At 58.8% G+C, this 24,325-nt stretch carries 21 protein-coding genes, 3 pseudogenes and 1 other annotated feature; of the genes and pseudogenes, 9 read left to right on the forward strand and 15 right to left on the reverse strand.

The annotated features are described in order from the left end of the window. Positions 1-10: 10 nt before the first annotated feature. From OVA00_RS34470 to OVA00_RS34505, 8 genes and pseudogenes are all read right to left on the reverse strand, one after another. On the reverse strand, positions 11-1,579 hold the full coding sequence (locus OVA00_RS34470) for an extracellular solute-binding protein (RefSeq protein ID WP_268090647.1): 1,569 nt from the start codon (positions 1,577-1,579) through the stop codon (positions 11-13). Between the two features lie 39 nt (positions 1,580-1,618). Next, the gene (locus OVA00_RS34475) at positions 1,619-2,500 is read right to left on the reverse strand and encodes a carbohydrate ABC transporter permease (protein ID WP_268090648.1); all 882 of its coding nucleotides are present in this window, start codon (positions 2,498-2,500) and stop codon (positions 1,619-1,621) included. A gap of 5 nt (positions 2,501-2,505) precedes the next feature. Next, positions 2,506-3,435 carry an ABC transporter permease gene (locus tag OVA00_RS34480; RefSeq protein WP_440658306.1) on the reverse strand — a complete coding sequence of 310 codons (930 nt, stop codon included), beginning with the start codon at positions 3,433-3,435 and terminating at the stop codon, positions 2,506-2,508. Positions 3,436-3,442: 7 nt separating this feature from the next. Then, positions 3,443-4,558 carry an ABC transporter ATP-binding protein gene (locus tag OVA00_RS34485; protein WP_113188088.1) on the reverse strand — a complete coding sequence of 372 codons (1,116 nt, stop codon included), beginning with the start codon at positions 4,556-4,558 and terminating at the stop codon, positions 3,443-3,445. Positions 4,559-4,586: 28 nt separating this feature from the next. After that, positions 4,587-5,369, reverse strand: a complete 783-nt coding sequence (locus OVA00_RS34490) for a GntR family transcriptional regulator (protein ID WP_060529962.1) — start codon at positions 5,367-5,369, stop codon at positions 4,587-4,589. 1,118 nt (positions 5,370-6,487) lie between these two features. Then, positions 6,488-6,637: pseudogene (locus OVA00_RS34495) on the reverse strand (integrase); the annotation flags it as partial. 201 nt (positions 6,638-6,838) lie between these two features. Further along, positions 6,839-7,225, reverse strand: a complete 387-nt coding sequence (locus OVA00_RS34500) for a type II toxin-antitoxin system VapC family toxin (RefSeq protein WP_268090649.1) — start codon at positions 7,223-7,225, stop codon at positions 6,839-6,841. After that, positions 7,225-7,479, reverse strand: coding sequence for a type II toxin-antitoxin system VapB family antitoxin (locus OVA00_RS34505; protein WP_113188083.1), 255 nt, complete (start codon positions 7,477-7,479; stop codon positions 7,225-7,227). The genes OVA00_RS34500 and OVA00_RS34505 overlap by 1 nt, the downstream gene beginning before the upstream one ends. A gap of 1,471 nt (positions 7,480-8,950) precedes the next feature. On the opposite strand from OVA00_RS34505, the gene OVA00_RS34510 reads away from it, so the two are divergent. Next, positions 8,951-9,202, forward strand: a complete 252-nt coding sequence (locus OVA00_RS34510) for a hypothetical protein (protein WP_113188198.1) — start codon at positions 8,951-8,953, stop codon at positions 9,200-9,202. 616 nt (positions 9,203-9,818) lie between these two features. After that, positions 9,819-10,163, forward strand: coding sequence for a hypothetical protein (locus OVA00_RS34515; protein ID WP_113188079.1), 345 nt, complete (start codon positions 9,819-9,821; stop codon positions 10,161-10,163). Positions 10,164-10,331: 168 nt separating this feature from the next. Here OVA00_RS34515 and OVA00_RS34520 read toward each other — a convergent pair whose 3' ends face one another. The 7 genes and pseudogenes from OVA00_RS34520 to gcvA all read right to left on the reverse strand — a co-directional run bounded on the left by OVA00_RS34520 (position 10,332) and on the right by gcvA (position 16,447). Next, positions 10,332-11,984 (reverse strand): bifunctional aspartate transaminase/aspartate 4-decarboxylase, encoded by a 1,653-nt coding sequence (locus tag OVA00_RS34520; RefSeq protein ID WP_268090650.1) that lies wholly within the window; start codon positions 11,982-11,984, stop codon positions 10,332-10,334. 281 nt (positions 11,985-12,265) lie between these two features. Then, a protein-coding gene (locus OVA00_RS34525) for an IS3 family transposase (protein ID WP_268088781.1) occupies positions 12,266-13,494 on the reverse strand; the annotation gives its coding sequence in 2 pieces (ribosomal slippage) (positions 12,266-13,200 and positions 13,200-13,494; 1,230 coding nt in all). Then, positions 13,097-13,213: a sequence feature (AL1L pseudoknot), on the reverse strand. (Overlaps the previous gene by 117 nt.) A 395-nt stretch (positions 13,495-13,889) precedes the next feature. Then, positions 13,890-14,273, reverse strand: coding sequence for a type II toxin-antitoxin system VapC family toxin (locus OVA00_RS34530; RefSeq protein ID WP_268090651.1), 384 nt, complete (start codon positions 14,271-14,273; stop codon positions 13,890-13,892). Next, positions 14,270-14,470, reverse strand: coding sequence for a type II toxin-antitoxin system VapB family antitoxin (locus tag OVA00_RS34535; protein WP_112977447.1), 201 nt, complete (start codon positions 14,468-14,470; stop codon positions 14,270-14,272). The genes OVA00_RS34530 and OVA00_RS34535 overlap by 4 nt, the downstream gene beginning before the upstream one ends. A gap of 241 nt (positions 14,471-14,711) precedes the next feature. Then, a pseudogene (locus tag OVA00_RS40150) lies at positions 14,712-14,855 on the reverse strand (helix-turn-helix domain-containing protein); the annotation flags it as partial. Positions 14,856-14,934: 79 nt separating this feature from the next. Continuing rightward, positions 14,935-15,279 (reverse strand): annotated as a pseudogene (locus OVA00_RS34540) (transposase); the annotation flags it as partial. Between the two features lie 259 nt (positions 15,280-15,538). Continuing rightward, positions 15,539-16,447, reverse strand: coding sequence for a transcriptional regulator GcvA (gcvA, locus tag OVA00_RS34545; RefSeq protein WP_268090652.1), 909 nt, complete (start codon positions 16,445-16,447; stop codon positions 15,539-15,541). A 136-nt stretch (positions 16,448-16,583) separates the two neighbouring features. Here gcvA and OVA00_RS34550 point away from each other — a divergent pair, with 136 nt between their 5' ends. The 7 genes from OVA00_RS34550 to OVA00_RS34580 all read left to right on the forward strand — a co-directional run bounded on the left by OVA00_RS34550 (position 16,584) and on the right by OVA00_RS34580 (position 24,020). Beyond that, positions 16,584-16,979, forward strand: coding sequence for a VOC family protein (locus OVA00_RS34550; protein WP_244546793.1), 396 nt, complete (start codon positions 16,584-16,586; stop codon positions 16,977-16,979). An 83-nt stretch (positions 16,980-17,062) separates the two neighbouring features. Next, positions 17,063-18,214, forward strand: coding sequence for a hypothetical protein (locus tag OVA00_RS34555; RefSeq protein ID WP_268090653.1), 1,152 nt, complete (start codon positions 17,063-17,065; stop codon positions 18,212-18,214). 3 nt (positions 18,215-18,217) lie between these two features. Beyond that, positions 18,218-19,300: a ketopantoate reductase family protein gene (locus OVA00_RS34560; protein ID WP_268090654.1), complete on the forward strand. Its 1,083-nt coding sequence runs from the start codon at positions 18,218-18,220 to the stop codon at positions 19,298-19,300. Then, positions 19,297-20,412: a Gfo/Idh/MocA family protein gene (locus OVA00_RS34565; RefSeq protein WP_268090655.1), complete on the forward strand. Its 1,116-nt coding sequence runs from the start codon at positions 19,297-19,299 to the stop codon at positions 20,410-20,412. Before OVA00_RS34560 ends, OVA00_RS34565 begins: the two co-directional genes overlap by 4 nt. Positions 20,413-20,435: 23 nt before the next feature. Continuing rightward, positions 20,436-22,031, forward strand: coding sequence for a DUF885 family protein (locus tag OVA00_RS34570; RefSeq protein WP_268090656.1), 1,596 nt, complete (start codon positions 20,436-20,438; stop codon positions 22,029-22,031). Further along, complete coding sequence (locus tag OVA00_RS34575) at positions 22,028-23,044, forward strand: ABC transporter ATP-binding protein (RefSeq protein WP_268091148.1); 1,017 nt, start codon at positions 22,028-22,030, stop codon at positions 23,042-23,044. Before OVA00_RS34570 ends, OVA00_RS34575 begins: the two co-directional genes overlap by 4 nt. Continuing rightward, a complete protein-coding gene (locus OVA00_RS34580; RefSeq protein ID WP_090297796.1) occupies positions 23,037-24,020 on the forward strand; it encodes an ABC transporter ATP-binding protein in 984 nt (327 codons plus the stop codon). The genes OVA00_RS34575 and OVA00_RS34580 overlap by 8 nt, the downstream gene beginning before the upstream one ends. The last annotated feature ends 305 nt before the right edge of the window (positions 24,021-24,325 follow it).

Raw genomic sequence — 24,325 nt, forward strand, 5'->3', positions numbered from 1 at the left:
GATAATCGGGTCAGTTCTTTCCGTATTGGCGGTCATAGGCCGCCTGCATCACCTCGGTGACCTTGGCGTAGCCGAGTTGGTCGAGGCGGGCGACGTAGCCGTCCCAGGAGGCATCGACATCCTGGGCTCCGAGGACCCAGGTCTGCTGCATTTCCATCATGTAGGTGAGAAGGCTCGGCCAGTACTTGTCGTAAACGGCACGCTCGTCGCTGTTCATCGAGACGCCGGTAAACTCAGGCTGCAGAAGCCCTGGTTCCTTCTCGTACATGGCGATCCCGTCGAGAGCCATCTTGTTCGTCCATTGCTCCTCGGAGGCATAGGCGGCCCAATAGCCACGCGGCACGCCGGCGCCGATTTCCCACATCTGGGCGTTCACCGGCTTGGGGTTGTGAAGGACGGTCTGCTTGTAGACGGGCTTGCCGTCGACCATGTCATAGGTCTCGCCCTCGATGCCCCAGTTCGACAGAATCCGGCCCTTTTCGGAGAACCAGAAGTCGAAGTACTTGATCGTCTCGACCGGGTGCTGGTTCGAATAGGAGATCGCCCAGCCTGCCGGCTGAACGGTCGCACGCCGGCTGTCCTCGAAGCGCCTCCCGGACACGGTCTTCGGCGGCAGCATCGGCGCGAAGTCGATGCCTGGAACGCTGTCCTTCAGAGCGTCGGTGTAGTTGGACGTGCTTGCGAACCAGTCGTGCGTCATGCCCCCGATATTGTTGCCGAGCATGTATTCACGCACCCGAGCTCCACGCGTGAACACCTCCGTATCGATCAAGCCCTCCTTGAACCACTGCGCAACTTTGGAAATGCCGGTCCTATAGTTCGGTGTTGTCCAGGGATGCACGACCTTGCCGTCTTCGATCATGAAGTCGCCGTAGCGTTCCGAGCCGGACACGCGGGCATCCCACATGTTGATCAGTCGGACTGCTTCGATCGGCTCGCGTGCGAAGTAGGGAACTTCATCCTTCTTGCCGTTGCCGTTCGGGTCTTTCTCGCGGAAAGCCTTGAGAACGGCATAGAGTTCGTCGACGTTTTCCGGAACCTTCAGGCCCAGTTTGTCGAGCCAGTCCCGGCGGATGAACCAGGCACGCGAGAACTCGCCCTCGGGCACATAGGGGATGAAGTAGATGTGACCGTCAGGTGCGCTGATGGCCTGGCGCACGATCGGATGCTCGTCAAAGAACTTCTTGAGGTTGGGGGCGTTCTCCTCGATCAGGTCATCCAGGGGCATGAAGGCGCCCTCCATGCCATAGCGAATGAAGTCGTCCTTCAGCCCGCCGGTGACGTCGCCGCCAACGATGTCCGGCAGGTTGCCCGAGGCCATCAGCAAGTTGAACGCATCCCGGCTGCTGCTGGTCGCAAGCGAGGCGACATTCTTCACGTGGATCCCGGTCCATTCGGCCGCCTTCCTCTCGACGGGCCAGTCTTCCGTGTAGACGTATTTGTCACGGAAATGGAAATGGATCGTCAGCTCGAGCGGGTCGTCCGTAATCTTCGTCGAAGCGTCTTGCGCATAGACAGGACCCGATTGCAGCAACGCACAGGTGGCAAGCAGCGCCAACGTGTCTCGAATATATCTCATTCCATTCTCCTCCTTAAACAGAACTGACTGAGACGGCCGTTATTCCTTCACGCCGCCAAGGGTGATGCCCTTGTTGAAGTATTTCTGGATGCTTGGATAAATGAGCAGCACTGGAATGATCGAAGCGATCATGATCGCCGCGGTGACGGTCTCGAACGAATAACGAGACGTCAAAAGGCTGCTTGCGAACTCGTCGTTGGCGGTAAGATCGACGATGATCCGCTTGAGGTAGAGCTGAAGCGGGATCTTCTCCTCGCCGCGCAACAGCACCATGGCCCAGAAGTAGCTGTTCCACCTGGAAACGATGCAGAACAGCGCGACCGTGATGATCGCCGGTTTGGACAAGGGGATGAAAACCTTCCAAAGCAGCTGGAACTCGCTGGCGCCATCCATCTTGGCGGCCTCCTCGAAGGATTTCGGCACGGCCTCGAAGAAGTTGCGCAGCAAGATGACGTTGAAGGCGTTGCAGGCGAAACCGATGATGATGCCCAACCGCGAGTCGAGCAGCCCGAGATCCCGCATGTTGAGGAAGAATGGGATCATGCCGGCGTTGAACCACAGGGTGAACGCGACCATCATGTTGAGGATCTTGCGCCCCCTTAGGCGGGCACGCGAAAGCGCATAGGCGCCGGGGATCATGATCGCGAGGCTGACCGCCGTGCCGCCGAAGGTGTAGATGAAGGTATTGCCGTAGGCGATCCAGAAGAGCCGATCCGAAAGAACGAATTCGTAGGCCGCAAGTGTCAGGTCCTTCGGCAACAGCACGACCTGACCCGAGGTGACTGCGGCACCCGACGAGATCGATACCGACAGGATGTAGCCGAACGGGTAGAGCGTGGAAAGGACGAAGAGCCCGATCAGGGTCGCGTTCGCATATCCGAAGATCCGGTCGCCGCGAGAATAGAGATTGAAGCTAGCCATGACGATCACCAGAGCGAGGTTGTCGAAACCTTCCGGCTGATCCGGTTGGCTGCGAAGACGAGAGCGAAGGCGATGACCGCATTGAAGAGGCCGGCGGCGGTGGCAAGGTCGTACTGCGTACCCTGCAGACCCGTCCGGTAGACGTAGGTCGAGACGACGTCGGCGGTGCGGTAGGTTGCCGGCTGGTAGAGCAGGATGATGTATTCGAACCCGACCTCGACGAGGTTGCCGATGCGGATGATCAGCATGATGATGATCGTCGGAAGGATGCACGGAAGCGTGATGCGCCACATCATCTGCCAGCGCGATGCGCCATCGACCCGGGCCGATTCATAGAGCGTCGGGCTGATGCCGGCGATCGCCGCGAGATAGACGATCGATTCGAAGCCTGCTTCCTTCCAGATGTTCGATCCGATGAAAACGGTACGGAACCATTCCGGCTGGGTGAGGAAGTAGACCCGGTCAAGGCCGAGGCTCGACAGGATGAGGTTGACCACGCCTGTCGTGGGAGACAGCAGGTTGATCACAATGCCCGCGACGATCACCACCGAGATGAAGTGGGGCAGATAGACGATGGTCTGGGAAAACCTGCGGCCCAACTCGCTCTGAAGCTCGTTGAACATGATGGCGAGCACGATCGGTACGGGGAAGGCGAAAATCAGCCCGAGGCCGCTGATGGTGATCGTATTGACGAATGCGCGGATGAAGATCTGGTCGCCAAGAAGGGTGCGAAAGTTCTCAAGACCCACCCAGGGACTTCCGGCGATACCGCGGAACGGGCTGAAATCCTTGAACGCAATCTGCAGTCCTTCCATGGGCTTGTAGAGGAAGAGCAAAAACCAAAGGAGCATCGGAAGGATAAGCAGGTAAAGCTGCCAGTCTTTCCGGAGGTCCTCGCCAAGGCGCTTGAAATATCCGGCGATCATCGATGTCATCCTCGCCTCACGCATGACCGTTGACGGCTTTGCCGCTCTCGGCGTCGAAGACATGGAGACGGCTCACCGGTATCTGCAGCTTGCCGATATGCGAGAGTGCCTCGACATCGGCGGGCGTTTCGATCTTGGCGACGATCGGCTGGCCGGAAATCCTGGTGTGCAGAAGAGCCTCGGACCCAAGCGGCTCCACGAGTTCGACTGTCGCGGCGATTTCCTGGACGTCCCCGCTCGCTTGCTTGCCGACCGCGACGTGCTCGGGCCGGAGGCCGACGAGGATACGTTGATCGGCGCGCAGGGATGTAACCATTGCCATCGGTAATCTGAGGAGGGCGGCTTCCGCGTCGGCAGCGTCTATGCGCGCCTGCAGTTCACCGTCCACGGAGACGACTGTTGCGCGCAGGAGGTTCATGGGTGGTGAACCGAGAAAGCTTGCAACGAAGGCATTGGCCGGCTTGAGGAAAAGCTCCATCGGTGTGCCGACCTGTTCGACGCGGCCGCCGTTCATGACGACGATGCGGTCTGCCAACGTCATCGCCTCGATCTGGTCGTGGGTGACGTAGATGCTGGTGACGCCCATGCGTTTGTGAAGCCGCTTGATCTCCGCGCGCATCTGGGTGCGAAGCTTGGCATCGAGGTTCGACAAAGGTTCGTCGAACAGGAAGACTTGCGGCTTGCGGACGATCGCCCGCCCCATGGCAACGCGCTGCCGCTGGCCACCCGACAGGTCCGCGGGCTTGCGTGCAAGGTAGGGCGTGAGGTCGAGGATAGCCGCCGCTTCCTTGACGGCCGCTTCGATTGCGTCCTTCTTTTCACGCCTTACGCGCAGGCCGAAGGCGATGTTTTCAGCGACATTGAGGTGGGGATAAAGCGCGTAGTTCTGGAACACCATCGCTACGTCGCGGTCCTTTGGCGCGACCCGATTGACGAGCCGCCCGCCGATCGAGACCGTTCCGCCGGAAATCTCCTCCAGGCCCGCCACCATCCGCAAGGTCGTTGACTTGCCGCATCCCGACGGCCCGACGAGAACGACGAACTCCCCGCGTTCGACATTCAGGTTTACAGAGTGCACGACTTCGAGTGCGCCGTAGCGTTTCACTACGTCGTTCAATTCCACTGCAGACATTTCAGTTTTCCTCCCGACGGCGCCTACCTCAGGTCAGGCTGCGCCGTGGTTTCCGTTTTTCTGTTGTGGTTGCATTGATCGATTCGATGTAGCTCCACAGTTTCGGATCGCGTGAAAGCTCTGTGATCTTGGCTTCGAGAGAGCCAAGATGCCGGGTCATAGCGGCCACCGCTTCATCCGGAGATGCGGCCCTTATCGCATCGATGATGTCGCGGTGTTCGTGGATGACCTCGCCGGTCCTGCGCACGCCGAACACCATCTTCAGATGGCGCATCCGGTCAATCTCGCCTTTGGCCTGATTGACAAAGGCCCAGACGCCGCTCAGCCGCGCCGTCGAAAAGATCACCCGGTGAAAGTCCTCGTCCAGCTCGAAGAAGCGCGTGTAGTCCTCGTTTGCGACAGCCTCGATCTGCTGGTTGAGAGAGAGCTCCAATCGGCCAAGATCTTCCAGCGTATGCCGCTTGGCGGCCTCTGCCGCTGCGCCCGACTCGAGGCGAAAACGAATGAAGCAGGCCTCGATGTAGCGCTGCACCTCGATCGTCGCGACAAAGGTGCCGCCCTGTGGCACGACCTTGACCAGGCCCTCCTCGGATAGCCGGATAATCGCCTCGCGAACCGGGGTCTTGGAGACGTTGAGGATCGCGGCCACTTCCTTTTCCGGCAACGCCCGTCCGGGCAGAAGCCTGACTTCGACGATCAATTGTCGAAGCAGCCGATAGACCTTGGCCGTGGTGTTGCCCGGTCCCTCCTTCGGAAAGGAGCGAAGCAATTCTTCAAGGGGTAAGGCAGGAATTTCGACAATTTGAGACATATCATTCCGCAAACTGATATCTTAGTTGCGAGAGTGATGTCTCATGGCGCGGTTGTCAAGGTGAAATCCACGTTGACAGTCGAGCGCGTTAAACTTGCAGGCACTGGAACAGATTCAGCTGTGAATAGCGTCGAGACATGCCAAAATATCCAAGGGGAAACCATTGAAATCATTGGCATGTCGCACTTTAAATTAGAATTTACCTACATTTGTCTGAGCGTCATAAGCGTTGGAAGTGAACACCTGCCACGCGTCCGTTCGCAGCGTCGCTCGAATACTCCGCGAATAGCGGACGTTCAAATGTCCCCAACTTGTCTGGACCCGGCATTGCCGAACCGGCTTACTGATTTCGATGGCCGCTCGACCTGATGACCAGCGGCAACGGATCAGGCGGTTTCAGTGCAATCAGGCCGACGGACTTGATCATTCATCGCGGTGGGGCTCCGACCGTTGGGTAGGCCATCCCATATTTAAGTTCGGTCCTGCAATTCCTCTACGACTGGCGCCTCAGCGCGTCAGTCGCAGTGCACGTCATCCTGAATAAGTGGTTTGGCGACAAGGTCCCGAGCTCAAAACCCGGCGAACAAAAGAGTCGTGCTAGTCGGGCAGAGTCTGGGTGGACTAAATGTCCCCGGCCTGTCAAAAGTCCTCGAGGACGCGATCGCCGTTATTTTTAGAACGGGGTCGGGCGACCGATTGACGTCACGTTGCTGCCGCGAGATCACGCTGGCCGTCCTACTATTTATCAGCACCCGAGACTGGTTGAAATCAGCGGCCAATAGCGCGGCGATGGCTTCTTTCGGCCGAAAGCGGCTACTCTGCAGCACTTCGGATTGACGCCCAAGAGAGATCAATCGGGCGAGACCCAAACTAGCATGGACGGCGGACTTCGCTCCTAAGGGCATGGTGAGCCCGGCAGGACTCTAACTTGCGACCCATTGAGCGGGCTCTAACCATCGAGCTACAGGTCCCGCCAGATTACTTCCAAGGGCGGCGGACGAATTAATCAAGCTTGAGGGGCGACGAAGCGCTTCGCAAATCTCCGGCGCTCGGTGGGAGGCCGAGCCGTTCCCGCTCTCCAAAAGTGCAAGAAGCAGGGCTCGAAACGAAATGACTTCGCCCTCGCTGGCCAGATGCTTGAGCGTGGCGACATCGTCGTTGTTTAGGAGGGTCGCAAGCTGGCCGCAACGATCGAAGGGCAGGATGGCGTCGAGCGCGTCGAGTTCTTCAGCGCGTTTGGGGGCGGATTTTAAGGAGGCTTCGCTCATTTCGGCAGGCCGTTGATATAGAGATCGCTGTGTGCCGACATCACGCGGCGCCCCGAACCCGGTATGCCTTCTACGGCGCACAGCCATACCTCGTCGATCAAGCAGGATTTTCCGCTCTGGCTCCGCTTGCCGCTCTGTGTGGTCGCCGACACGTCTGCGGGCGCTTTTGCTGGGCTGCTTCGAGCCGCCATGACTTCGTCCTCACGCCGCCTCGATGTCGGTTTGCGAAAAATCGTTGCCCTTGTAGAGGAGCGGTTCTCCCGAAAGCGCCGCAAGAGCATAGGAAAAGCAGTCGCCGTAGTTGAGGCTGGCCGGATGACGTCCCTTGCCATAGCGCCGCCAGGCGCGCCGCGCACGATCGGCATGTTCGGCTGTAACTGGGACGATTTCGACTTCTGCCTTGTAGAGCCAGAGGTCGAGATCGGCGCCTGCGGCCTCCCCAAGTCGAGTTTCGATCACCATAGCAGTCTCTAGGACGGTCGCGGCGGAGATGAGCCTGACGGGGTCATCTGCAATGCGCTCGCGGAAAGCCGCCGCTTCCGGCTCATTGAAGGCGATGGCAGCGAGGACGGAGGTATCGATGACCATCAGGATGGAAGTCCGTTGTCGTCGTAACCGAGAATTTCGTCGGCAGTGCGGCCGTCGAGAACGGGCCGAGCGTTCCAGCGTCGCTGGATCGCTTCGAGGTCCTCGAGGAGAGCGGCTTTGCGCAAGTCAGAGCCAAGCCGTCGCAGGCGCTCTTCGAGCGCGCGCTTGGTTGCCAGTGTTATGCTTTCGCCGGTCCGTTCGGAAAGGGTGCGGGCCAGCTGTTCAGTGTCGTGGTCTTTGATGCTCAGCGCCATTTTTTCGACCAGGGTTCCTAAATTTCTATATTCTACCTATAGCACAGTCCGCTCTGCACGGGCAATGCGAGGGGTTGGGCTTTAACGGACGTCGGCGAAAATGTTCTTTTCCGACGGCCCTCAAGGTGGCTGTGGATACAGAATTTAGTGATTTGCGCCATCAAATCCATCGCTATCGATACCTGAAACCTCTCGATAGCGATGTAGTGCAAAAATCAGCATCCTGAAGACGGAAGCAGGTAGCCAGTTCGCTTCTGATGAAGAAGTTTAAAACGTATTCAGATGGTGAATGAACCGCGTACCTGAAAACACCGTGGCTTTCGCTTCTCGATTTCAATTGAGGCGCTAATCGGTAATTCCGACGCCGAACCGTGATCTAACGACTTCACGTCAAGCAGGGGGAAGGATCTTTCAAAGCCCGGGTGGCCTGGGAAGATTGCGCCGGAAGCGGCGGCCGACGCCGTGATTTGTGCGGCGCCGGCACGCCCGGGTTTTTGCACGAACACCCGTCGACTACCGGTGGTCGCGAACTGCTGGAGCTGTCCGTTGATGTTCGATCTTGCAATGGCCTGGCAAAAAGTGGCTCACTGAAATCGTTAGCAGAAAATCGTACGGCGTTTATCGTTTAAACCCAACGGCGATAAGACAATCTTCGGTTTGAAGCGTTAAAGCAAAACCCACACCGGGGCAGATTTGGGGGCGGTACTTGTGGCCGACCCTGTGAAACACAACGCGTCCTATCGCGATCTCGAAACGCGGGCTCTGACATCGGGGAACTGCGAGCGCCATCAATGAAAACGGAAACGGCGAATTCACTGGTTCGGGCTCCGAGGATTATGTGGTCGTGCGCCGTCGCTACTCATCAAGGCGAGGGAATCGCGGTCGGCCTGCCACCATGTCCCTTGTGCAGCCGCCGATCGTCTGGAGTGGAAAACTGGATGTCCCCAATCACCCAGCTAAAGGGAAGTCGCGCCAAGTAAGCGGTTATTCGGATCTTCGCCAACCTCATCTCATCGACATCAGGTTTATTATCAGGCCGGCCTTGATGACGAGCTTAGGTCGAAGGGCGTCAGAATGAAGGTGACGTTATTACCGCCGACGGCGCGTTGGCCGATATATGTGGAGTACGAACCGTTGAGCGGGGTCGTTTGCCCAACCATGCAAGCAATGCGATGTCGTGTTTCGAAGATTGCTCTTGAAAAAGTGGGCTCGGCTTAGCACCGTCGGCCTTATACCTCTGAGGTCAGGAAAGATCTCGCATACAATGGAAGCAATAGCGCCCGAGTCCAGATTTAACTGTTACGTACTTCCCCTTTTCTCGTGACGAGCAATGATGTTTGCCGACGTCGCAGAAGATTTCGGGTTCGAGGCGGTGTGTTTGGCGCCATCTGCCTCATGCGGGGCGAGGACTTCCGTCGTTAGCAACGCAATGAGTAATCCTGCGTGGGGCCGCGTGGCCATTGGAGGGCGCATGAGCTTGTTGGAATTGGGGCGGGCTCGGCTGGCTATGGTGTTGCCACATCATCGCGAGCAATTGCGGAATGCTATGGATGATTACAGCCGTGAACTTTTCGAGGCCTACGCCTTGGCGTCGACGACACTCGACAATCTCGAGCGAGAGATGTCGAGGCGTGAGGATTTGATACATGAGTATCATCAAATCTGCCTGGATTTGCAGGCGGAAGTGCTAACGATGCTCACCAAAAAAAAGGATGAGACGTAACCGAAGAAGCGGGGGACCGCTTCCCGCCGTCGTGGCGCGAACGGGCGCGAAGCCCGGCAAGGCAACTGCGAAGATCGAAAGTGAGCGACTTGAAATCTACGTGCATGTCCACTCGCGCTTTCGCTATGCGCCTAGCGACCGCACTCGCTCCAACAATCGTCGTGGCCTCCACCTCAGAAGCGGAACTGGTCGCCAGGCTTCGATCTTGCGCTTCCCGATTGGAAGCAGGCAGTGACTACGGAAGCTATGTCGAAGGGTGTAACGATGCTCAGTTGTGAGGCGCGCGCTCGAGTTCATGCGCGGCCGAGTTGGTCCCAACGCAAATGCCGAAAGCGCCCAGGTTGCGAAGCAGGAGTTCGCTGCAGATCTCAGACAACCCAATGGAGGCTCGGTCGCGGGTCCAGGCGCTTGTAGAGGAGTGCTTGGTGCACGCGGAGGCGACTGAAGCCATCACAATGGCGCGGAGGCAAGTCGCGCCAACGAGCTTGATGCTGCGGCGAGCGCACAGCGTGACCCGGTTGCCCGTGCCGAAAGCGATTCCGAACGGGCGGACCTGGCGGAGCGACGGGCAATCGCAGCAGAAGCGGCGGCAGAACGAGCAAAGGCCGAGATAGCCATGCTCAACGAGGAGCGCCGCAGAGGGGCAGAAGCGAAGTCGTCTTCAAACGAAAACAATGGGCCGACCAACGGCAATGAGAACTCCGTTACACTGAACGTGCGGGAAAACGTGCAGCGTGCGCTTCGAGCAAATGGCTACAATATCTTCGAGAGCGCCGAAGAGATGAAATGCGGCTGGACAGGTTCTGCGCAGCTATGCAAGCGGCCGAGCGGCGGGACGACAGTCAGCATTGCGTCCGATCCATATCGGATCCGCATTCTCAACGCGGACGTTACCATCGATTGTTTGAGGCTCCGCAAAGGCGAAATGGTCGCGCAACGCAGTGCTGACGACTGCCAGTGACTAGCCCACTGCCTTAAGCTGAGGGCAACTGGCCAAAGTAAATCCTTGCCAACAACGCATGCTATGAAGCCTGCAAGATCGACGCGAGAAGCCTTCCGCCACGGCTTTCATACGTTCCGCTCCGGGCTGTAAGCGAGCGGCCGGCATGGCTGCCGGCCGCCCGATCGGCTAGCTGATCTTCAGGCCTTTGGCGGCCTGGTAGGTCTGGACGTAACCGCGCGCCACCGAGCGCACGGCGCGGCCGATCTGCGAATAGGCTTCGTCATTGAGGTTGGCGAAGGAGACGCGTGCCGACCAGCTCGGCGCATCGAAACCCGAGCCGTTGAGCAGCACGATGCCGTGGTCCTCGGCAAGCCGGAAGGGAATGTCGAGCGGGTGGATGTTGTCCTTCACCCAGGTGACGACATCCTCGCCGACATATTTGCGCAGCCAGAACTCGAAGTCGATGATGCCGTAATAGTGGTCGAAATAGATGCCCGGATTGGACTCGACCCCCATGCCCTCGATCAGGTTCCAGAAGCGCTTGGTGCAGATGGCGATGCAGGCCTTCTGGTAAGCCTTCTCGACGTCCATCAGCTCGACCAGGCCGAAGAGCGTCATCATCACCTGCTGGGGCAGCGACAGGCCGGCGGTGTGGTTCAGCGCCACGTCGCGGCTGTCGGCGACGATGCGGTCGATGAACTTCACCTCGCGCGGCTTCGGCGTCATCGCCTTGTAGCGTTTTTCGAGGAGCTTCTGGATCGGTTCGCTATGGGCCTTGATCTTCTCGTCGAAGATGTTGTCCTCGGCGACGGCAATGACGCCGAGGCGCCAGCCGGTGCAGCCGAAGTACTTCGAATAGGAGTAGACGCCGATCGTGTTGCGCGGCAGATGCCCAAGCAGCGACTGGAAGCCCGGAACGAAGGTGCCGTAGACGTCGTCCGTCAGCACGATCAGGTCGGGGCGCTTCTTGTTGACGAGATCGACAAGGCGCTTGATCGAATCCGGATCCATCGCCACGGCGGACGGGTTGCCGGGGTTGACCAGGAACAACGCCTTCACCTTGGGGTTCTCCAGCGCCTTGATGTCTTCGTCGGTGAACTGGAACCGGTCCTCCTGCTCGGCGCTGACGTTGATGGTCTTGAGATCGTAGTCCTCCAGCTCCGGCATTTCGAGATAGGGCGTGAAGATCGGCGTTCCGAGCGCGATCGTGTCGCCGGCGTTAAGTAGGCGGGCGTTCTTCAGTGCCTTGAAGATGTAGCACATGGCGGCGGTGCCGCCTTCGACCGGGTAAAGGTCGAACTTTGCCTTCGGTCGGTGGCCGGCGCACATCGCCCACATCAGGTATTCGTGGGTGATGATCTCGTTGTGGTGCAGCGCCCGATCGGGAACCGGATAGTTGTCGCCGATGATCGAGTCCGTGAGCTCGTGCACGAAGGCGTCCGCATCGAAGCGGAAGGTGGTGATGGCGTAGTTGACGGCGTCGGAAAGCGTCTTTGCCGGCGGGATGCCTTCATCCTCTTCGTCCCAGTCGGCCGTGTTTTGCAGCAGCTTCTTCGTCCACTTTTCGAACCGCGCGTGGGCGCCGTCCTTCGGCGGCATGCCGGCCACACCGGCCTTCGGGTCGTAATAGGCGCGCTTGGCTTCCGTCAGCGCAAACTGGCCGAGCAGGAAGAAGGCCTCGCGAGCGCGTGTCGCCGTCCAGTTCGGGTTGCCGCGGCCGGCATTGAGGAAAGCCTTGGCGGATTTCTGTGAGCTCGACTTGGCGAGCTTGATCAGTTCGTCCTTGATTTCGAACGGGCTGAGATCGGATAGGCTGTCGTAGAAATTTCTGTCCAACATGGTCCACACTCCCTGTGATCTATGCATTTTGAACGATGGTCGGCTTCGCCCGTTCGCCTCAGGCGAGCATGATGACGATGACGAGGCCGAAGATGGTCAGCAGCGTGTTTCCGATGGCGTAGGGCATGCCGTCGTAGCCGAGGGCGGATTGCGGTGGTGACGTTTCGAAGTACTGACGTCAAATCTTCAGTCCGCGACAACGTCCCATTTGTCATCGGGATCGAAACGATCGATGAAGGGCATGAACCGCGCCGGGTTTGCCGGAGGCCGTTTGGTTTAAGTTATGCAGCCATGGCTGGTTCGTCCAGCATGGCGTAATACTGCTCCTCGGCTTCGGCTGGCGGAATGTTGCCGATGGGCTCCAGAAGCCGTCGATGGTTGAACCAGTCGACCCATTCTAGGGTGGCGAATTCAACCGCTTCGAAGGTGCGCCATGGTCCGCGCCGATGAATGACCTCGGCCTTGTAGAGACCGTTGATCGTTTCGGCGAGCGCATTGTCGTAGCTGTCGCCGACGCTTCCGACGGAAGGCTCGATTCCCGCCTCGGCCAGTCGCTCCGAATACTTGATCGACACGTATTGGACACCGCGATCGCTGTGATGGACGAGGCCGCCGCCATGAACGGGACGCCGCTCATGAAGCGCCTGCTCCAGGGCATCGAGGACAAACCTGGCATGCGCCGTCCGGCTCACCCGCCAGCCGACAATGCGGCGGGCGAAGGCGTCGATGACGAACGCCACGTAGACGAAACCCTGCCAGGTGGCGACATAGGTGAAATCCGACACCCAGAGCCTGTTCGGCGCAGGAGCCTTGAACTGGCGGTTCACCCGATCAAGCGGGCTGGGAGCCGTCTTGTCCGGGATCGTCGTGCGGATCGGCTTGCCCCGGATGATACCCTGAAGTCCCATCGATCGCATGAGCCGGGCGACGGTGCAGCGGGCTATATCGAAGCCTTCCCGCTTCAATTGCCGCCAGACCTTGCGCACGCCGTAGACGCGGAAGTTCGCCTCGAACACACGGCGTATCTCGATCTTCAATGCAATGTCGCTGCGGGCGCGGACCGACAACCGGTCCACGTCCAGGCGTTTGGCAACGTTCTCGTAGTAGGTTGATGGGGCAATCGGCAGCAGTCTGCAGATCGGCTCGACCCCGAATACCGACCGGTGTTCGTCGATGAAGGAGATCATCGCTTCAATGGGCGGTCGAGCTCCGCCATCGCGAAATAAGCGGACGCTTTGCGCAGTATCTCATTGGCCTGCCGAAGCTCGCGGTTCTCCCGCTCCAGAGCCTTCATCTTCTCGGCCACTTCGCTGGGGAGTCCGGGCCGGGAACCATCGTCCACTTCCGCCTTCTTCACCCATTCATTGAGCGTCTGCGCCGTGCAGCCGATCTTGGCGGCGATCGAGGAAACCGCTGCCCATCGCGAGGAATATTCGCCTTGGTGATCCAAAACCATCCGCACTGCTCGGGCGCGGACTTCCGGTGAAAATTTGTTGGTTGTCTTGCTCATATCGGCTCCACTTTCTCAGAAGTTGGAGCCTCCGACAAACCCGGCGCGGTTCAGGCACGATCTCTCCGGTGCTCTGCAGCTTCATCTGATTGGTTTGCCTGTTGCTCGTAGGAGCAGCGCGATGTTACCACGACTTCAAATCAGTTGAAGCGGGGAATTTCAATCCTAGGCCGAAATTCGGTTCCTTCGCGAACGCCACCTGAACGAACGGCGGTTATCAAGAACAAGCAGTGTAGGTGTGACGGGTCTGATGAGACGCGATGTTGCCGTTAACAGCGCTAAGCGTCGACGTCACTTTTGGGCTGACAGAACAGTGATCAACGAGCTCGCTCCCTGTTTTGTTCACGTTCTGGGCTGCCAAGACCGCATAACGTATCGAGCGGAACTCTCAGCATTTAGTTCCGCGCATCGGCAGGGGTATGCAGTAAAGCCCCCGCCTTTTCTGCCGCTGCCCTCAGACGCTTGTCTCTGGTCCACAAGGCCGCTCGCGGATCAAGGAGAATTGAGGCCAACAAGTGGGCATCCGTGTAGCCAATGCTCATACTGAAAATGGCGTGGCGACCAATCATCGTCATGACTTCGTCGTGCGTTGCGACGAGCGCTTCGCGTTGAGCCGCCAGGAAAGCTATCACGCCACCCCGGTCGCGAAGGCTACCCAGTGCCAATTCACCAATCACGGCCGGATGGCAGAGGAGACGATCGTCCTCAATAATCCCACGCAACTCCGCATCGCCATGTCGAAAATGATCAATCCAGATGGAGGTGTCAGCAAGTATCACTTGGCCGCTGCTCTCCGGCGGCGAGGGGCTGCCTCCGCATCCGGCATAGTTCCTCCGAGCGCGATGAGGCGTTTTCCCGACTCAACACGAACAAGCGTCTCCAACGCTTGGCGGACCAGAGCGGCGGTTTCTTTCGTGCCGGTTAGGGATCTAGCCCTTTCCATGAGCGTGTCGTCTAGGTTGATAGTCGATCGCATCGTCTGGTTTTCTGATTCTGGTACTTACAAATAGCACCAATTGGTGATGAAATCTACGCCCAGCCCCCACTCTGATACCGCGTAGGACGTGCAAAGCCGGCAACGTGGGACATGTTTGTCGCGTGATGAGTGAGTGCCATCGTGCGTATAGCGATTGCGCACCCTAGCCCCCAAAACTGCAAGGGCCGCGGGTTCGCCCATCAAGGCGACATATTCCGGTCCAAAATTGTACTGTCATCAAACGGTAAATCGTCGATCGATCACGACCAAGTTCGCGCGCCATTTCTTTGATCGGCAGTTTTCGTTCGACGAAGTGGAAGAAGCGGGGTCGATCGGCCGGATTGAATAGGGTCGGTACATGCCAAAACCTCCAAGGGGAAACCATTGAAACCATTGGCATGTTGCATTTCAAATTAGAATGTACCTTCTGGGCTCGTAGGATCGCATAATGTATCGGGCCCTTATCAACCAAAGACAGCAACGGCTGATTTGACGATGATCCCACCATCCAGACTTCTGCGCAGCTGACGGCCGGTGGCGACGCGAAAGATTTGCAGCAATTGCGGCGCCGGCGGCACTCGCGACCACATGGTTTTCATCCGTACCCTGCCATTTCGGGTTTTCCGAACAGCCTGGCCCGTCACAATGCGCTGTGACCAGCGGAAACCGATGTCGTGGAAATACAGGTCGGCGTGCTGCGGGCTGATATGATGAAAGACACCGGCAATGGTGCGGCGGACGCGGGCATTGAAACCTTCGACCGAATTGACATGATCGGCGTCACGAGCATATTCGCGGACAGATGAACGCGACGCGCCTCCACCGTAAAATTCACTCGTGTTCTGCCCATCAGGTCAATGGTTTTCATGGTTATACCCTTTCAGTGAAAAGGTATAACGCCATTGGGGGCTTTCGGAACATTGGTTCTCCAGCCTATGGCGTTAACGCCAGGGCGATAAGCCAAGCTGTCAAGGCGATCAGAAGCCAAATCCTAGCGTGCCTAAACCGTTGCCGTCTGATCTCCTAAGTCGTCTATTTCGCACGAGAATGTCAGGCTGGCAGCGGAATCTATGCCAGTTGGCTCAGCAACCAGCTTCGGAACGTTTTAACGCGCGGGAGTTCGCTCTTGGCTGCGGACGTGACGAGATAGTAGGCTCCTGGTCCAGAAATTCGGTCACTGAATGGCGCAATCAGGTTGCCGGTGCGAATATCCTCTTCAATCAAAAAGGTTGGCAAGAGAGCGACGCCGAGACCCGCGATAGCTGCCTGAATGATCATGAAGAAATGCTCGATGCTTGGCCCCCACTGCAGGTCCTCGCGATGTGCGCCGACCGAGCGAAACCAGTGCTCCCAGCTGTTGGGTCGCGTCGAGTGACGGATCAGGCGATGAAAGCGCAGTGCCTCATAGCTGGTGATAGGATGTTTGCCGGCCATGAGCTTGGGACTGCAGACGACCTGTATCTCCTCGCTCATCAAAGGATCGATAATTGCGTCCGTCCAATTGCCGTGGCCGAAGCGGATAGCGACATCGATCCGCTCCTTTGTGAAATCCAGTTCGCCATCACTGGAGACGATGTTCAGGTCTATCTCTGGATGCTGTTCCTGGAAGGTAGGTAGGCGTGGCAACAGCCAACGGGTGCCGAAGGTCGGCAACATGCCGATCGACAGGGTCCCCTTGCCCTCCTTCGACGAGATCAGCTCGACAGTGCCCGCCTCGATCAGATCGAGCGCGTCGCGCAGCAGTGTATTGTAGAAGCGCCCCTGATCAGTCAGTTCGATCCGGCGGCTTTGGCGCGTGAACAGCGCCACCTGCAGATATTCTTCAAGACTGCGAACGAGCCGGCTGGCGGCGCTCTGGGTGACGTTCAACTCCTCCGCGGCGCGGGTGAAGCTATTGTGTCGGGCGACGGCTTCAAACGTTCTTATAGCGTTGAGTGAAGGCAAAAGGCGGCCACGCACGATTTTACATTCCTTCAAGTCATGGAATTGCGATCTTTATGCGCCTTGCGGACTCCGGTCAAGAAGATAGCTTTTCTGCCAGAGCCGCCCGCAAGAGCATCGGCTACCCCATAGGCCAATCACCGAAAAGGTGTTCAGCATGATCCCTTTCCATATGGCATTCGCCATCGACGACAAGGAAGCCGCCCGTCGCTTTTACGGCGAAATCATTGGCTGCAAGGTCGGCCGCGAAGCTGAAAACTGGATCGATTTCGATTTTTTCGGGCACCAGATTTCAGCGCATCTCAACAGAGATCCCAAGTCGACGGCAACGTCCAAGGTCGGCAATGACATGGTGCCGTTGCATCATTTTGGCGCGGTGCTTCCCTGGAACACCTGGAATGGTCTGATCGCGCGTTTACGCACGGACGGCTACCCCTTTGTCATGGAGCCTAAAGTGCGCTTCCAGGACGAACCGGGCGAGCAGGGAACATTCTTTCTGAAGGACCCGGCTGGCAACGCCCTGGAGTTCAAGTCCTTCAAGAACCCCGACGCCATCTTTGAACACTGATATTCCCGGCCGCGGCGGCTGTGACTGAGATTGAGATACAAATGAATTCTTTTGAAATCGGCAGAGAGCTGACCGCGATCACGATGGGTATCGATGCGCTTGAACGTAGCATGCCCGCTCAGGGCAGCCTGCTCGGCGGCGACGGCCTTGTTCCTATCTATCTGGGCGATGGCCTAGTTGACGCCCGACACTACGATGACCGCGAAGCCATTCGCGCCGACCTCGCCCGGCTCGACCCGGAGGTCGCCGCCTTGCCCGCTGGACCACGCAGGGTCTTTCTGCAGGGCATGCTCAAGTCGGTGCGGGTTGCCGTAAAGATGCTGTCAGGCGCGAGCCCATCCTTCGAGGAAAAGGTTACCGATCTGGTCGGCGCGCCCGCCGGACGCGAGGACGCGGCGTTGATCGAGGATGCCCGTGCCAGGGCCGATGCGCTGCTGCGCAAGGCGGGATTCGTCCGGGGTTCGCTGGCTGCGCGGGTCCAGAGTTGGGAGGAGGCGCGCGCCGTACCGACAGATCAGATCGAAACGGTGTTTCGGGATCTGATGGCCGAAGCGAAAGCGCGAACCGATAGCCTGGTCTTCGACACTGGGGACTACGACATGGTGCTCAATCCCGTGCGCGGCATGTTCTACACGGCGCGTTGTTCTTTCAACGAAGGGAAGATGGATCTCAATTTCGATTTGAGCTTCACGCGGGCCGCCCTCAAGCATCTTGTCTGCCATGAGGTCTATCCGGGCCATTCGACCCAATTGCTGTCCACCAAGGCAGCGTTCGATGCCGGCAAAGCGCCGGCCGATGCGCTGCTGATCACAACCGATGCGATCACCGGCTGCGTGCAGGAAGGCATCGGCGATCAGGGTATCCACCTCATCGATTTCATCGAGGACGAGGATGACGAAATTCATATGGAGCTTCGTCGCGTCCGCTCCGCCGCCCAGACGAATGCAGCCTGGATGCTGATGGTCGAGGGGCTGCCGCGTGAGTACGTGGCGGGTTATCTGCGTAGTACCGCCATGGGGCAGGAAGCCTGGGTTCAAGGAAGGCTGCGCATGGCGGCCCACCCGTTCCGTGGACCGTTCATCGCATCCTATTGGGCCGGCAACGAAAGTGTTCGCCGCGTGCGCGAACGGGTCAGCAAGGACCAGTGGCCGTTGTTCCTGGAGGCGCTTTATAGCCATGCCAACAGCCCACAGAGCCTCGAAATGTTTCCGCAAACCGTAATTGAAAAGGGTTGATCCATGAAGATCACCATTCTCGGATCCGGCGCCATCGGCGGTCTTGCCGGAGCGTATATGACAAAGGCCGGGCACGAGGTGCTTCTGGTCGATCGTTGGGTCGAACATGTTGCTGCACTCGATGAGAAGGGCCTGTTCATCGACGGCGTACGCGGCGAGATGACCGTTCCCGTCAAGGCTGCGACGCCGGACCAACTGACGGGCGAACTCGGAACAGTGTTGATTGCGACCAAGTCGCAGCACGCTGTTGAGGCGCTGAAGCAGATCATTCCTCTACTCAACGCCGACAGCTGCGTTGTCTCCTTCCAGAACGGCTTCAACGAGCCGGACATGATCGCCGCGCTCAACGAGGCGGGATTGCCCGGGGAGAGGATCGTCATGGGATCGATCCCGAACTATGGCGGCGCGCTGGTCGATCCCGGTTATGTGGAATTCGTGCATGAGGGCCCTATCCAGCTCGGTGAGCTGAATGGCGAGATGACACCGCGCCTCAAGGCTCTTGGCAAAGCGTTGAGTGCTTTGACCGAGGTGCAATATTCAACCCGCATCTGGGGTCAGATCTGGGCCAAGGAAGTCTATGCCTCGCAGGTGGTGTTCTCCGCCCTTGCTGACGCGAAAATCCGGGACACACTCGGCGTCGAGCGCTATGCGCGCATTGCCGGCGCAGTCGTCAAGGAAGCGCTGGAGATTGCCGATGCCAACGGCATCGATGTACAGGCCTTCGATTTCTTCGATCCGTCAAACTATCGGGTGAAGACGGCCGCGGATACCCAGAGGCTTCTGGCCAACATCAATCATGCCATCTGGCTGTTGAAGAAGGATCAGGACACCAAGCCCGCACACAACTTCAAGAAGAAGGGTTCGGGCATCTGGTGGGACATTGTCTATCGCAAACGCCCTTCGGAAACCCGCTCGTCCAGCGGCAAGCTCATCGACTTCGGCAAGAAGACGGGCGCCGACACAAGGCTGAATGAGAAACTGTTTTCGATGATCTACGAGATCGAGGACGGCAAGCGAGACCTTGGTTTCCACAATTTCGATGAACTCGAAGCTTATATTGCCTCAATCGGAAAGACCCTCCCATGACCACCAAGCTCGGCGTCGGACTGATCGGCGCACATACCTGGGCCGACAAGGCCCATCTCCCCGGTTACAATGCGCATGAGCGCGTCGACCTGATCGCGGTGTGCGACATGGATGGCGACCGCGCCAAGGCGATGGCCGAAAAATACGGGGCGCGGAAAATCTATACCGACCCTGAAAAGCTCATCGCCGATCCGGACGTGCAGATGGTGGACGTCTGCACACCGACGCATACGCATCTGCCGCTGAGCCTCGCTGCCATCGCAGGCGGCAAGCATGTGCTCTCGGAAAAGCCGCTCCATACGCTTGCTGCTCCAGCGTTCGAGGCTGCTGCCAAGGCCGATGCGGCTGGTGTGCGCACCAAGCTCGGCTTTACCTTCCGCTATTCGCCGGCGATTCGCCAGATCAAGGCATGGATCGACGACGGCACGCTGGGCGAGATTTTTCATATCCACGGTTTCGAGCAGAACAGCCAATGGCTGGATCCCCACGAGCCACTGCGTCAGATCACGCCGGGTATCGATCGCAACTCGCTCATTCCGGCCTCTATCGTCGGATACGGTTCCCATCTTATCGATCTGATGCGTTGGTTGGGAGGCGAGTTCGCCTCAGTGGCCTCCACCATGAAGAATTTCATTCCCGAACGTATCGTACGGGGAGAAGAGGGGCTGCAGAAGATCAAGGTTGAAGACGGTGCTGTCGCACTTGTCGAATATGCGAGCGGTGCGCAGGGTCTGTTGCAGACGAGCTATGTCGCGGTCGGCAATTATCCCGGCGTGGAACTGCGCGTCTATGGTTCGAAAGGGGCGGCCGTCGCCCGGTTGATCTCCGAGTTCGGCACGGCGGAGACACTGAAGTTGGCTAAGGCAGAAGCCGTCGAGTTCATTCCCTACGATGTCGGCGCCTCGGCCCTACCGCCCGGCACCACGCTCAGTACGCCGTGGCCCGAGCTTTACTATCGCAACCTCGTGCGTTTCTTCGTCGATGAAATCCTCGAAGATCGGCCTCAGGAATGCACATTCTATGATGGCGCCAAGAGCCAGGAAATCGTGGACGCGATCATTCAGGCCCATTTTGAACGCCGCTGGGTTGATCTGCCGGGCAACGGCGCATGACGCAGTGTCGTTACGATCCGTCGGTGGTCGACGCCTTCCTTAGGCACCACTGGACCTATCACCCTGTGGATGCGACGTTCATGGGCAATAGGGACCATGACGACCGTATGCCGCCCTGTGGGCCGGAAACGCTGACTGAGGAATTGGCGGGTATCGCCGCTCTTGAGCGCCGGCTTGCCGACACGGCCGAACCTGAGGCCTTGGGCGATCGTCTGGACCGCAAAATGATCCTGGCGGAGCTCGCCTTGCAGAAGGCAGCCGCGACATCTCGTCCACGTTTTTCCAATCCGGCGTGGTTTTCCGGCGAGGCAGCTTTCGCGATTGTTTCCCTGCTACTTCCCCAGTCGGCGCCGGTCCGGCAGGATGGACTGATTGCCCGCCTCAATTCTCTGCCGGCATTCCTGACGTCAGCCCTGGAACGGCTGAAGGGAAAAACTGCTCCATTTGGGTGGACGGCGCGCGCGCGGCGCGAGGCGCACGCGATGGCGGAATTCCTGCGTATTGAGATTCGACTGCACGACGAATTTTCCGCACAATGGGCCGCGCCCGCTGATACCGCAGCAGCCGCGTTCGACACCTTCGCATCTGGCCTCACGGATATTGTCGATGACGATCCGGCTTGCGGCGGAGACTATCTGTCGCTTTTGATGAATACGGTCCATGGCCTCGATTTCGGTCCGCGCGAAGCGGTGAAAAGGGCCGAAGAGGCCTTCGATCGGATCGGCGACGAACTGGTTGAAATGGCAAAGTCCATCGATCCGGAAAAAAGCTGGCAGGAATTGATTGCCGGCCTGTCCGACGATCATCCAGCCGACGCTGAAGCCGTAATCGAAAGCTATCGGCACCACGACGCCGCCGCGCGAAAAGATGGCGCAGCGCTGGTGACGCCGGCCCAGGAGTATGGGCTCGAGTACCGTTGGATGGCGCCGTGCTTCCGCAAGATCAATCAGTCCCTCTATTTCCTATTCTACAGATCTCCGCCCGGCCTCAACCCCGGTCAGGGCAGCGTCTATTGGGTGACGCCTCCAGGTGACGATGTCGACACCTTTCTGCGCGGAAGCAACACGGCCATGGTCAAGACGATCCACTCCGTGCATCATGGCAGCGTCGGCCACCACACGCAGAACACCCGCGCCCGCTCCGCCCAGTCGCACCTCGCACGCATTGCCGGTACCGATTGCGCTCTGGGGCTTGCGTTTCTCGGTTCCGGTACGCTGATTGAAGGATGGGCATGCTACGTTGAAGACCTTTTGATGGAAGCGCCGGACTTTTATGAACCGGCCGAAATCTTGCTCCTCAAGCAGTACGAGCGCAGAAACGCGGCGAGCGTCCTTGTCGATGTCAAATTGCATCTCGGGGACTGGAGCATGGCGGAGGCCATGGCCTTCTACCGCGACAAGGCGGGCTTCGCACCGGCTCGTGTCGAGGGCGAGGTGGTTCGTAATTCCATGCTGCCTGGCTCGCGGCTGATGTACTGGATCGGCGTCGAAGGCATCAAAACGCTGCGCGGCCGATGGAAAGGGGATACGATTGGCTTTCATGATGCGCTGCTGAGCTACGGCCATGTGCCGCTTGCGTGGATCGCTGAAGAGATGCAACGCGCGGGGCAATTGAACTGATGGCTGAACCCCTGCTGGAGATACGCAACCTCGTTACCGAATTTCGCACGGAGAGCGGCATCGTGCAGGCGGTCAAGGGCGTCGACCTGAAGATTGAGCAGGGGCAGACCGTTGCCGTCGTGGGCGAAAGCGGGTCGGGAAAATCCGTGACCAGCCTCTCTGTCATGCGGCTGATCCCGCCTGCGATCGGCGGCATCGCGTCTGGCGAAATCCTGTTCCGCGGGCGCGACGGCGTGGTGCGCGATCTGGCCCAACTGCCGGAAAAAAACATGCGCGGCGTTCGCGGCAACGAAATTTCGATGATCTTTCAGGAGCCGATGACCAGCCTCAACCCGACCCAAAAAGTCGGAACGCAGGTCGCTGAGGCGGCGCTACTGCATCAAGGACTGACCCGTTCGCAGGCATGGAAGCTGGCGATAGAGATGCTGATGCTGGTGGAAATTCCCGAACCGGCGCGACGGGCCGACATCTATCCGCACCAGATGTCCGGTGGCATGCGCCAGCGTGTGATGATCGCGATGGCGCTAGCTTGCAATCCGGCGCTGCTGATTGCGGACGAGCCCACCACGGCGCTGGATGTCACCGTTCAACTGCAGATTCTGGAGCTGATGCGCCGCCTGCAGCGAGAGATTGGCATGGGTATCCTGTTCATCACCCACAATCTGGGCGTCGTCGCCGAAATCGCCGATCGCGTCGCTGTCATGTATGGCGGACGCATTGTCGAAAGCGCCGACGTCAACGAATTGTTCGACCGGCCGAGCCACCCTTACACCAAAGGCCTGCTGGCCAGCATGCCGCAGGTCGATCACGCGGCACGCGCGGCAGGGCAGGTTGCCCGCTTGAAAGCCATTCCCGGCAGTGTCGTCGACCCGCGCAATCCACCAACCGGCTGCGATTTCAATCCGCGCTGTCACTGGGCGCTCGATGCGTGCCGAGCCGCGGTCCCTCCGGTTTTCATGGTGAGCCCGGATCACGGCGCGCGCTGTCTGAGATGGAGCGAAATGAATGGCTGAAGCCCTGCTCCAGGTTTCCGATCTGAAAGTGCATTTCGAGATCGGCAAGTCGATGTTCAAACCGGGCGTCGTCATCCGCGCCGTCGATGGCGTCAGCTTCGAGGTCGCCAAAGGAGAGGTTGTCGGGCTGGTCGGAGAGTCTGGCTCCGGAAAGTCAACGCTCGGCCGTTCGATCCTGCGACTGGTCGAGCCGACCGGCGGTTCTGTCAGCTTCGATGGTGGCAACGTGACGGGTCTTGCGCCCGCACAGCTCAAAGCGCTGCGCAGTCAGATGCAGATCATTTTCCAGGACCCCTATGCCAGTCTCAATCCGCGCATGAGCGTGGGCCAGATCATTGGCGAGGCGCTTCTGCTCCACAACATCGGCACCCGGAAGGAGCGTCCGGACCGGGTCGGCGACCTGCTGGAAAAAGTCGGCTTGCCTCGTTCGGCGGCAGCACGGTTTCCGCATGAGTTTTCCGGAGGGCAACGTCAGCGTATCGGCATTGCGCGCGCGCTTGCCGTCAATCCGCAATTCATCGTCGCCGATGAACCGGTTTCCGCGCTTGACGTTTCGATCCAGGCGCAGATCATCAACCTGCTGCAGGATCTGAGGCAAGAGCTTGGGCTGTCGATCCTGTTTATCGGCCACGATCTGTCCGTCATCGAGTTTCTCTGCGATCGCGTCATCGTCATGTACCTCGGCAAGATCATGGAAACTGCGACGGCCGCAGATCTCTATGCTAAACCCCTCCACCCCTATACGCGTGCGTTGCTGGATGCGGCGCCGGTGCCGGACCCGCGCGTGCGCCGAAGCCGCATCACGCTGAAAGGTGACTTGCCCAGTCCGATCAACCCACCCTCCGGCTGCGTGTTTCGCACCCGATGTCCTTTCGCCATCGAAAAATGCGCTGGGGCCGTGCCGGCTCTGGAGGCGCGCGGTGATCGCCACTCGGTGGCCTGCCTTCGAGCGGACGAACTTAACTTGAGAGAATAGATCAGCCTTATTTTTCGCGCCGATCCTCCGGCTATTTTTAGCCAGCCTACCCCGTAATTGCTCAGGAAATTGGCAATTCGGGGTATTTTTTTGCCCATTGTCGCCCAAATTCATGCATGAGTTAAAATGCGGTCAAAGTGGATTTTTTCGGGCATTGCACGATGCCTTCATGACGCACCATGCTGTGGCCCATGAAACGGATATTTATCGCCTCTCGCGGCAACCCTGAGCACATGGCAACCCTGTTTCGGAAAGAGCTTCCGAGCCACGTCGTCACGACCGAACAACCCAAGACGGACGACGGT

This window comes from Ensifer sp. SL37 (assembly GCF_026672675.1).
In the GTDB taxonomy this organism is placed as follows: Bacteria; Pseudomonadota; Alphaproteobacteria; order Rhizobiales; family Rhizobiaceae; genus Ensifer; species Ensifer adhaerens.